Origin of the sequence: Intestinibacter sp., assembly GCF_034113885.1 — a bacterium.
GTDB lineage: Bacteria > Bacillota > Clostridia > Peptostreptococcales > Peptostreptococcaceae > Intestinibacter.
On sequence record NZ_JAXEWM010000183.1, the window covers coordinates 1 to 12,195 of the forward strand.

A 12,195-nucleotide genomic window follows, 5' to 3' on the forward strand; every position below is an offset into this window, starting at 1 on the left:
ATAATCCTTAAAAAATATAATTTATTTTTAATTTAATATTAATTTAGGGGAGTTTTCGCTCCCCTAATAAATAATTCTGTAGGAAATTTTTAATTTATTTCACTGTAAAGACCATCTTATCATCCTTTGCACTGGCAACCACAGCATCACCAGCTTTAATTGTTCTTTGTAAAATCAATTCAGACAGCTCATTTTCTAAATGATTTTGTATCGCTCTTTTTAATGGTCTAGCTCCATATTCAAGGTCAATACCTTCTTTTGCAATTAAATCTATAGCATCTTGCTCTAATTCTAAGTCTATTTCTAATTCCTTTAATCTGTCTATTAATTGTTTACACATTAGAACAACAATGCTTGAAATATTTTCTTTAGTCAATGAATGGAATACTACTATGTCATCTATTCTATTTAGAAACTCTGGTCTAAATTGTTTTTTCAATTCCACCATAATAGTTTCCTTCATTTTTTCGTATTCATCTTTTTGTATTTCTTTTTCGTCTATAACCCCAAAGCCTAATCTCTTTTGCTTTTTAATTGCAGTTGCTCCGACATTTGAAGTTAATATAATTATACAGTTTTTAAAGTCTACAGTTCTTCCTTTAGAATCTGTAAGTCTACCATCATCTAATATTTGTAATAAAATATTAAATACATCTGGATGAGCCTTTTCAATTTCATCAAATAATATAACCGAATATGGTTTCTTTCTAACCTGTTCTGTCAATTGCCCACCTTCATCATAGCCTACATAGCCTGGAGGAGAACCTATCAATCGAGATACAGCGTGTTTTTCCATATATTCAGACATATCAATTCTGATTATTTGATTTTCGTCTCCAAATTGCGCTTCTGCCAATGCCTTACTTAATTCTGTTTTACCTACACCAGTTGGTCCTAGGAATAAGAAAGAGCCTATTGGTTTACTTGGGTCTTTTATACCTGCTCTTGATCTTCTAATAGCTGTGGCTATGGATTTTATAGCTTCTTCTTGTCCTACAACTCTTTTGTGTAGGATATTTTCCATATTTAATAATTTTTCAGCTTCTTCTTCGACTATTTTATTTACAGGTATTCCCGTCCACATAGATACAATATCTGCTATTACTTCTGCATTAACTGTATTTTTAGCCTTTATTGAGTTATTCCATTTTTCTCTAACTTGCTTTAATTCTTCCTTTAGTCTTCTTTGCTCATCTCTGACCTTAGCTGCTTTTTCGAAGTTTTGACATCTAACAGCTTCTTCCTTTTCATTGTTTATGCTTTCGATTCTGTCTTCTAATTCTTTTATTTCCTCTGGTGGAGTACTTTCTCTTAATCTTACCTTTGATCCTGCTTCATCGATTAAATCTATAGCCTTATCTGGTAAAAATCTATCTGTTATATATCTAACAGATAAATCCACTGCAGCTTCAATAGCTTCGTCTGTTATTTTCACCTTATGATGAGCTTCATATCTATCTCTAAGTATTTCAAGTATTTTTATTGTACTTTCTTTAGTAGGCTCTTCAACTAATACTGGTTGGAATCTACGTTCTAATGCTGCATCCTTTTCTATATGCTTTCTGTATTCATCAATAGTAGTTGCTCCTATTATTTGCATTTCTCCTCTTGCTAATACAGGTTTTAGAATATTTGATGCATCTATTGAACCTTCCCCTGTAGATCCTGCTCCTACGATTGTATGTAATTCATCTATAAATAAAACTATATTTTCTCTTTTTTTAACTTCATCTATTACTTGTTTTACTCTCTCTTCAAATTCTCCTCTATACTTAGCTCCTGCTAGTAAGCTACCCATGTCTAAAGTATACAGTGACTTACCTTTTAAAGTATCTGGCACTCTACCTCTAGAAATATTTATAGCTAATCCTTCTGCTACAGAGGTTTTACCAACACCAGGATCTCCTATAAGCACAGGATTATTTTTTGTTCTTCTGCTTAAAATTTGAATTACCCTTTGTATTTCCTTTTCTCTGCAAATAACAGGGTCTATTTTTCCTTTACTAGCTTCCTCTGTAAGATTTACACCGTATTTATCTAAAAGCTTCGATGTTGAAGATTCTTCTTTATTTGTATCGTTTTGTCTTGCTGGTTCCACTGAATAATTTTCAACTCCCATCATTTTCATAATTGATTCTACTAGCTCTCTTTGGTCTACACCTAAACTGCTCAGAATATTTACTCCTAAACCTTCTCCTTCTTGAGCTATTGCAAGTAGTATATGTTCGGTACCTATGTAATTTGTATTTAATTTATTAGCGAAAACAGCTGCTTTCTCTAAAATTTGTTTTGCTCGTGGACTTAGAGGAATATCTCTTTCAACTTGATCATTTCTTCCCTCTACTTCTATTAATTTATTTTCAAAAGTATTTTCATCTATCCCTAAATTTTTAAGTACTCTAGCTGCTATACCATATCTTTCCTTTAAAAGCCCCACTATTAAGTGTTCTGTTCCTACTACTCCATGCCCTAAGCTTTTTGCACAACTCTTGCCGAGATTTATAGAAGCTTTTGCCCCTTGAGTAAATCTATTGAAGTACATGTCAATCCCTCCTATCAATTCTATACAGATAAATCATCTCTATAGACATAGAAATAATATTATTTATTATTTCTATTAGCTAGACTAAATTCCCTTCTAATATAAGATGCTCTTTTTACTTTCTCTTCTTCGTCATATGCGCTTATAACTTTTAGATAAGGCTGTCTTCCTGTCATTAATTTTTCTATTTTTTCTAAGCTTACATCCTCTATATATCCCATTTCTATTCCAAGCTTTACACTAGATAGACATCTCATAAGTTCTGTGTTAGTTATGACTCTAGCACTTGATAATATCGCTAAAGATCTAAAAACATCATCTTCTAAATCTATTTTTCTTACATTTCTTAATACTTCTCTACCTTCGTATTCCCTTTTAGATAAATCTTTTGATATACTTTCTACGCTTTGTATGATATTTTCTTCAGATCTTCCAAGTGTTATGCTATTAGATACTTGATATAAACTACCTAATATAGATTTTGTCTTACCGTATACTCCTTTAAAATTAATACCTATCTTATGTGCTATTTTGTAGTAATCATCTACTTGTTTTAGTATTTGTATTGCCGGTATATGTACAGTATTGGTAACTTTAAGCCCTGTCCCAACATTGACAGGGCATGTTGTTAAGTATCCCAAATCTTTATCAAAGGCATATTCTAGACGTGATTCTAGCATATCGTCTATTTCATTTGCTATATCGTATAGCTCTTTAATACCATTATATCCAACTACTTGAATTTTTATATGGTCCAATCCATTTATCAATACACATATTGTTTTATCGTAATTAATAAGTACAGCACTATTTTCATTCGCTAAAAAATCACCATCTGCAAGCTCTCTCTCTAAAAGTGAGTCTATTTCAATTTGACTTAATTCTCTCGTTCTATTTAAAATAAGATCATATTTAGAACTAGATAAAATATTATTTACTTTTTCTATTATAATATCAGCTTCTCTACTAGATAACTTATGTGGAAATGAGTAACCATTTAAATTTCTTGATATATCTACTTTTGACTTTATTACTACACTTTGTTCCATATAAATTCCTCCTACATATTATTAGCTTCCAGTTCTAGGATTTCATCTCTAAGCTTGGCTGCTTGTTCGTATTCTTCTTCTTGAATAGCTATATTTAATTGTTCCTTTAAATGTTCTACTGTTCTAATAGCTTGAACATCTTTAAATTCATTTTTAGGGAATTTTCCTATATGTTCTGAATATCCATAAATTCCTTCAATTATAGGCTTTAGCTGCTTTTCAAAAGTAGAATAACATCTACTGCATCCTAATTTTCCAGTCTTTTTATAATCTTCAAATGATGTATTGCACACACTACATGTAATATCTGCTTTTTTATCGTTATTACCTTCTTCTTGTTGCCCTTCTACTACATGTTCTTGCTCAAGCATTCCTTTAAGTTCGCCACTAATTTCCATTTCCTTTAATCCCTCAATTAAATCATTTACTGTATTTTCATCAAAAGACATATTTGATAAAATATCATTTATTGGAAAAGGAATTTTCATATCCGGATTCATACTATCATGAAATTCTTTTGCACAATCTGTACACAAGTACATTTGACTATTTTGTCCATTTACAATTGTACTTATAAAAACAGTAGCTACTTTTTTATTACATTTTTGACACAACATATTATCCCTCCTCATAAATAAAATAGCAATTCTATAATATTTCTCGATAGTTTTGATTTTAAATTTTATCTCATATTGGAAATTATATAGATTTATCTATAGCATATAATATTATTATTCCCATTTTTTTGTTAATTCAACTCAAAATAATTTATTTAATACAATTATAATATAAAAAAATGTACTCTTTATTATGTATCTATACTATATTTTTTAGATATTTTATTATTTATAAAGCTAGTGGTATGCTTTTTGACTATTATTTATAATTATATACTTTTTTATATTTATACACAACAAAAAGGAACCTATGCAGAATAAACCTGCATAAGTCCCTTTCTATACAATTTTAAATATTAGTCTTCTTTAGCATCTTCAATTATTTTTTTAGCTATTTGAGATGGAACTTCTTCGTATTTTGCTAATTCCATTTCGAATTGACCTCTACCTTGAGTCATAGCTCTTAGGTCTATAGCATATTTAAATGTTTCACTTTGAGGTGCTTCAGCAAATATAATTTGTTTTCCTTTGTTATCAGGTTCCATACCTAATATTTTACCTCTTCTCTTATTGATGTCACCCATAACATCTCCCATGTATTCTTCTGGAACTGTTATCTTTAAGCTCATTATAGGTTCAAGTAATATTGGTTTAGCTTCTTGCATACCTTTTTTGAATGCTAGAGAAGCTGCAGTTTTGAATGCCATTTCAGAAGAGTCTACATCATGGTAAGAACCATCGTATAATACTGCTTTGATATTTGTAACTGGATATCCTGCTAATATACCTTTTTGCATAGAATCTCTTAAACCTTTTTCTACTGCTGGTATATATGATTTAGGAACAGATCCACCAAATATTTCTTCTGCGAATTCAAAGTCTTCTGTAGATCTAGAGAATCTTATATGAACATCACCATATTGTCCACGTCCACCTGATTGTTTCTTATGTTTACCTTGAACATCTGAGCTTCCTTTTATAGTTTCTCTATATGCAACCTTGATATCTTCTAAGTCGAAGTCTACACCATATTTTTCTTTAATTTGTTTCTTAATAGTATTTATGTGTAATTCACCTTGTCCACCAACAAGAGTTTGTTTTGTTTCAGCATTTCTATACCAATGTATAGTTGGATCTTCTTCTGCAACTTTATTTAAGCAAGAAGCGATTTTTTCTTCTTCACCTTTATTCTTAGGTACTACTGAATAGTAAATTTGTGGTTTAGGGAATTCAATTGCATCTAATGGTAAAGCATCAGGCTTAGCTGCTATAGTATCTCCTGTCTTTAATGAAGCAACTTTAGTTACTGCAACTATATCACCAGCTTTAGCTTCTTCAAGCTCTTCTAAGTTACCATTTACTACTGTATATATGTTAGATATTTTTTCTTTTTTATCTTGAGTTATATCTATAACTTCCATGTCTTTCTTTAAAGTACCTTCTATAATCTTAATATAAGATGTTTTTCCTGTGAATGGGTCCATCATAGTTTTAAATACTTGTCCTCTGAATGGAGCTTCACTATCTATATGACCTGGATAGATATATGATTCTAATGTTTCTAGGATTTCTTTTGTACCTATATTATTAATAGTTGAACCACATATAACTGGGATTATATCCCCTCTCTTTATACCTATTGTGATTCCTTTTTGTAATTCTTCTTCTGTAAATTCTTCACCACTGAAATATTTATCTAAATAAGCATCGTCAGCTTCTGCAACAAGTTCCATTAAACCTTCTTTTATAGCTAAAACTTGATTAGTAAAGTCACCATCAAATGCTTCTTGTAAATTATCTAATATATTATGTAATTTAACAAATTGTTTATCTTTGTATTCAGGTATTATCATTGGTACTATTTTTTTATCGTATTTTTCTCTTAGCATGTCTATTGCATCTTTATATCTAGCCTTTTCATTATCAATTTTATTGATAAACATTATTTTAGGCATATTTTCAGTCATTTCTAGTGATTTTTCTATACCTACTTGTATAGGAGATGTAGCATCTATTACTATAACAGCAGCTGCACAAGCTTTTAGAGAAGAAATTACTTCTCCACAGAAATCAAAGTATCCAGGAGTATCTAATAAATTATATTTGATACCATTGTATTCTACTGGTACTAGACCCATACTGTAAGTCATATTTGTTTTATCACTTAATTGTGGTATTTTATTTCTAAGATTAGCTGTATATGCGATTGCTTCTATTAAATTAGTTTTACCACAACCACTATGACCTAAAATCGCAATATTTCTTAAATTGTTACTATCATACACTTTCATAAGAGCACCTACCTTTGTTTGTTTTAAAAATTTAAGTCGTATTTCCTTAATATTTTTATTTCTAAATTTTTTGTATTTTTAATTTAATAAATAATGCCTTTTATTACATTATTTCCTATAATAAAAAATATTATTTACTTTATAATTAAATATATTTCTACATATAAGTATAATTTTCCTTTTTTATTTCTAAATTTTTTACTGTAATTTCAATATTATTATCGTTTTTTGTATACTGAATTTAATATACTAATATACGTTAGATTTTTATTAAATATAGTTATATTTCTTATTATTTTCACATAAAAAAAGAGATTTTACAAAATCAATTCGTAAAATCCCTCTTTGAACATTATTTATTTCTATGCTTCTTCTACAGCTTCCATAGTCATTAATAATTGTTTATCAGTTACCATATCTCCTTCTTTAACTTCTATTGAAGATATCTTACCTGGTACCTTAGCAACTATGTTAGTTTCCATCTTCATAGCTTCTATTACTATTAATGGTTGGTTTTCTTCTACTACATCGCCTTTCTTAACAAGAGTCTTAACAACTTTACCTGGTATAGCTGCCCCTATTTGTAGAGGATCATCCATATCAGCAAGTTCAACTTGTTTGATTAAGCCTGAGTAGTTGTTATCTTTTATTTCAACTTCTCTTAGAGAACCATTCATTCTGAATACTACTGTTCTGTATCCATTTTCTTTAACATCACCTATACCTATTAATCTTATAGCTAGTGATTTACCTTCTTCTATTTCAACATCACATTCTTCACCTTCTGCTAATCCATAGAAGAATACATCACTTTCTAATTTAGATATATCGTTGTATTCTTGAAGATGTCTTAAATAATCTTCATAAACCTTTGGATATAATTCGTAGCTTAATATGTTTCTTATGTTAGAATCCATAGAGAATTTTTCGTCTAAGTATTTCTTATCTGCTTCAAAATCAGCAAGTGGCATTAATTTACCTGGTCTTTCAGTTATAGGAGCTTCACCTTTTAATACAACTTCTTGTAAATCTTGAGGTATTCCACCAACTGGTTGTCCTATCATACCTTTACAGTAGTCAACTACTGAATCTGGGAATGATAATTTTTTACCTTCTTCTATTATGTTTTCTTCATTTAATCCATTCTTAGTCATGAATATTGATAAGTCACCAACAACCTTAGAAGATGGTGTAACTTTAATTATATCACCTAATATCTTATTAGCTTTTTGGTAGTTATCTTTTACTTGATCAAATGAATCAGCTAATCCTAAACTGTCAGCTTGGGCTTTAAGGTTAGAATATTGTCCTCCTGGCATTTCATATTTGTATATTTGTGCAAAAGAACTTGTTAATCCACTTTCAAATTTCTTATAAACTTCTCTTAAATCATAGTAGTAATCGCCTATTTGTTCATATCCAAATAAGTCTATTTTTGTATCTCTTTCATCAAATCTTAAAGCTTCTACTATTGCATTTAATGATGGTTGACTTGTAAGTCCTGCCATTGATTGTAAAGCAGTATCTACTATATCTACACCAGCTTTAGATGCCATTAAGCAAGTTGCAACACCATTACCACTAGTATCATGAGTATGTAGGTGTATAGGAGCTTTTACATTGTCTTTTAATGCTTTTATTAAAGTGTAAGCTGCTTGTGGTTTTAATAAACCAGCCATATCTTTTATACAGATTATATCTGTTCCTAATGCTTCTAATTCTTGAGCCATGTTTATATAGTATTCAAGATTGTATTTAGATTTAGCAGGGTCTAATATATCTCCTGTATAACACATAGTAGCTTCTACTATTTTTCCTGTTTCTAGACCAGCATCTATTGATAATTTCATATTTTCAACCCAGTTAAGTGAGTCAAATATTCTTATTACATCTATACCTTGTGCTGCTGCTTCTTTTATAAATGTAGTTATTACATTGTCAGGATAGTTAGTATATCCAACACCATTAGAAGCTCTGAATAACATTTGGAATAATATGTCTGGTATTTCTTTTCTTAATTTTTGTAATCTTATCCATGGTGATTCATTTAAGAATCTGTATGCAACATCATATGTAGCTCCACCCCACATTTCTAGTGAGAATAAATCCTTCATATATGCTTGAGTAGCAGGTGCAGCTTGTAAGAAGTCATAAGTTCTAAATCTTGTAGCTACTAAAGATTGATGTGCATCCCTCATAGATGTATCTGTTAATAATAATTTCTTTTCATTTTTTATTTTTTCTATATATGCTTTTTTACCTAATCTTTCTAATTGTTGTCTACTTCCTTCAATATCAGGTATATCAGTTCTTATAACTGGTTTATGTGGTGTAGTAAACACTGGTTTCTTTTGGCAGTGATTTTCATTTACAACAACATCACCTATGAATTGAAGTAATTTTGTAGCTCTATTCTTACTTTCTCTTATGTTGAATAATTCTGGATGTTCGTCTATAAATTTAGTACTGCATTTTCCTTCTTGGAATTCTGGGCTTTGTAATACGTTAATTAAGAATCCAGAGTTAGTTTTTACACCTCTTATTCTTAATTCTCTTATAGATCTTAACATCTTATTTATTGCTTTTTTGAAAGTTCTATCCCAAGAAACTGTCTTAACTAATAAACTGTCGTAATATGGGCTTATATCAAATCCTGCACAACCATTACCACCATCAAGTCTTATACCATTACCTGATCCAGTTCTATAAACTTGGATTTTACCTGTGTCAGGCATGAAGTTATTTTTAGGGTCTTCAGTTGTGATTCTACATTGGATTGAATATCCGCTTACTTTTACATCGTCTTGAGATTTTATATCTATTTCGTCACTATCTAAAGTGTATCCTTCTGCTATTAATATTTGACTTTGAACTATATCTATACCAGTTATCTCTTCTGTTACAGTATGTTCAACTTGAACCCTTGGGTTCATTTCTATGAAGTAATGATTTCCATCTGCATCAACTAAGAATTCTAAAGTACCTGCATTTACATAGCCAACACCCTTAGCTATTTTAACAGCATCTTCACATATACTTTCTCTTACTTTTGGATCTAGAGAAAATGCTGGAGCATATTCAATTATTTTTTGGTGTCTTCTTTGTACTGAACAGTCTCTTTCGTATAGATGTACTATATTACCTTCTTTATCCCCTAATATTTGTACTTCTATGTGTTTTGGATCTACTATATATTTTTCTATGAATATTACAGCTTTACCGAAAGCCTTTCTTGATTCGCTACATGCAGTTTCGTATTCAAGAGCCAAATCTTTTTCGTTGTAAACAACTCTCATACCTCTACCGCCACCGCCGTTAGATGCTTTAACCATTACTGGATATCCAACGTAATTAGCTACTTCTTTAGCTTCTTCTACTGATTCAATAACTTTGTCAACTCCTGGTATAGTAGGAACTCCAACAGAATGTGCAACCTTCTTAGAATTTATCTTGTCACCCATTTTATCCATTATATCAGCTGAAGGTCCTATGAAAGTTATTCCGTTTTCTTCACATTTACGTACGAATTCTGAGTTTTCAGATAAAAATCCATAACCAGGGTGTATAGCATCTACATTTTTTTCTTTTGCTAATGCTATAATTCCATCCATATCTAGATATACATCGATAGGTCCTTTATCTTCACCTATTAAATAAGATTCATCCGCTTTTGTTCTGAATAAACTGTATTTATCTTCTTTACTGTATATCCCAACACTTTTTATACCTAGTTCTGCGCATGCTCTAAATATTCTTATCGCAATTTCGCCTCTGTTTGCAACTAGTATTTTCTTAAACTTCTTTTGCATCTTATCCCCCCCGTGTTCATTTTAATCGTAATATTTAAGATTATAAATCAATTCAATTTAATTTTAAACCGGTTTTAACAAGTTTCTTAATTAATAATAGAATTTCTTTCAATATATAACTTAATTTATGTATTTTTAAAAAACACTATATTTAATTTAAGTGGATTTGGAATATTTTTTTATAATTAATAATAAAATATTTCTATTTATATGAATAAAATTATTATTTTGCTTCTAAATGTACATAAATTAAATATTTTTACATCAAAATAACACTATCAGTAAAGTGTTGTTTTAATAAATCTATATATTTTATTTTATTAAATTATTTTTACATAATACAACAATATTCTTGATGATAAATTATTTTCATTCAATATTAAAATATTTCTATTCATTATACTTTAATTAAAATATTTATTACTCTTTAATTCTCTCCAAAATTTAATATTAATATTTTATCAATTACCGATAGCTTGCAATATTACAATGTCATAAACACATTTAATTATTTATTATTTCTATATTATTAATCTGTTTCAGATAATAATCTTTTTACAACATCCGAAAGTTTTAATACCCCTAAATCAGTATGAGCTATAGCTATTATAGTTTTTATTTTATTTTCACTCATATCCCATTTATAAGATATAGTATTCATTATTGAATACATAGGCATTATTTCTTCTAATTCGATAGCTTTTTCTTCTGCTATTTGCATATATTCTTCAAATAGGTCATCCATTTCCATGTCTTGCAAATCATATTCTTCTTCAATTTCTTTTTTTATTAAATCGACATCTAATGTCAATAGATAAGCTAAAACATCCTCCCTTTTAGTTGCTTTACACATATCTTTTTCAACTTTAAATTTGCTGTTTTTTTCTATTAAATCTTTTATTTCATCACTATCAATTATTTGCTCATCAAATATTATATACAAATTCTTTTTATGTCAGAAATATTTTTATTTATAAAAGTATTATTGTATCCAATATACATCTTTAATATATATTAATTTTCTGACTTCTCCTTTCTCAATATATTTAACTGCTATCAACGGTACTATTGTAATTCCAATAATATCATTATATATTATATTACTAAAAAAGTCTTAATTTTAAAATTTATTAATAATTCAATTTTTTTCTATGAATAATATTCTACATTTATATATTATAAAAATAGTATTTACGTAAAACTAATATTTATTTGTACTTATAATAATATCCATAAAAAATAAAATAAATTAAATAATATTATATGCAAATATATGCAAAAAAACCTTTAGCGATTTAATCACTAAAGGTTTTACTGGTGGGACCAACAGGGCTCGAACCTGTGACCCCCTGCTTGTAAGGCAGGTGCTCTCCCAGCTGAGCTATGATCCCATTTATTGGTGACTCATAGGGGAATTGAACCCCTGTTACCGCCGTGAAAGGGCGGTGTCTTAACCTCTTGACCAATGAGCAATTTGACTGGTTGCGGAGGGAGGACTTGAACCTCCGACCTTCGGGTTATGAGCCCGACGAGCTGCCAACTGCTCCACTCCGCGACATTATACTTATATGGTGCCGAAGACCGGAATCGAACCGGTACGAGAGGTTAAGTCTCGCAGGATTTTAAGTCCTGTGCGTCTGCCAGTTCCGCCACTTCGGCACAATTTTGGCTCCAAGGGAGGGACTCGAACCCTCAGCCTATCGGTTAACAGCCGAGTGCTCCACCATTGAGCTACCTTGGAAAATTTGGAGGCGACACCCAGATTCGAACTGGGGATGAAGGAGTTGCAGTCCTCTACCTTAGCCACTTGGTCATGTCGCCATATTGGTGACCCATCGGAGATTCGAACTCCGGACACCTTGATTAAAAGTCAAGTGCTCTACCGAC

General features: G+C 30.2%; 6 protein-coding genes and 5 tRNA genes. All 11 read right to left on the minus strand.

Annotation, left to right across the window (positions count from 1 at the left end; translation table 11 throughout):
- Nucleotides 1–94: 94 nt before the first annotated feature.
- On the minus strand, nt 95–2,542 hold the full coding sequence (locus SPD90_RS11510; RefSeq protein ID WP_320925327.1) for an ATP-dependent Clp protease ATP-binding subunit: 2,448 nt from the start codon (nt 2,540–2,542) through the stop codon (nt 95–97).
- 59 nt (nt 2,543–2,601) lie between these two features.
- Nucleotides 2,602–3,591: a hypothetical protein gene (locus tag SPD90_RS11515; RefSeq protein ID WP_320624269.1), complete on the minus strand. Its 990-nt coding sequence runs from the start codon at nt 3,589–3,591 to the stop codon at nt 2,602–2,604.
- 11 nt (nt 3,592–3,602) lie between these two features.
- Nucleotides 3,603–4,208 (minus strand): UvrB/UvrC motif-containing protein, encoded by a 606-nt coding sequence (locus SPD90_RS11520; RefSeq protein ID WP_320925328.1) that lies wholly within the window; start codon nt 4,206–4,208, stop codon nt 3,603–3,605.
- A 356-nt stretch (nt 4,209–4,564) separates the two neighbouring features.
- The gene (locus tag SPD90_RS11525) at nt 4,565–6,499 is read right to left on the minus strand and encodes an elongation factor G (RefSeq protein ID WP_320925329.1); all 1,935 of its coding nucleotides are present in this window, start codon (nt 6,497–6,499) and stop codon (nt 4,565–4,567) included.
- Between the two features lie 362 nt (nt 6,500–6,861).
- Nucleotides 6,862–10,308, minus strand: coding sequence for a pyruvate carboxylase (locus tag SPD90_RS11530; RefSeq protein WP_320624272.1), 3,447 nt, complete (start codon nt 10,306–10,308; stop codon nt 6,862–6,864).
- Between the two features lie 529 nt (nt 10,309–10,837).
- On the minus strand, nt 10,838–11,251 hold the full coding sequence (locus SPD90_RS11535) for a hypothetical protein (RefSeq protein ID WP_320624273.1): 414 nt from the start codon (nt 11,249–11,251) through the stop codon (nt 10,838–10,840).
- 372 nt (nt 11,252–11,623) lie between these two features.
- A tRNA-Val gene (locus SPD90_RS11540) sits at nt 11,624–11,699 on the minus strand.
- Between the two features lie 88 nt (nt 11,700–11,787).
- A tRNA-Met gene (locus SPD90_RS11545) sits at nt 11,788–11,863 on the minus strand.
- Nucleotides 11,864–11,877: 14 nt separating this feature from the next.
- Nucleotides 11,878–11,967, minus strand: a tRNA-Leu gene (locus SPD90_RS11550).
- A 7-nt stretch (nt 11,968–11,974) separates the two neighbouring features.
- Nucleotides 11,975–12,049, minus strand: a tRNA-Asn gene (locus tag SPD90_RS11555).
- Between the two features lie 5 nt (nt 12,050–12,054).
- A tRNA-Cys gene (locus SPD90_RS11560) sits at nt 12,055–12,129 on the minus strand.
- Nucleotides 12,130–12,195 lie beyond the last annotated feature (66 nt).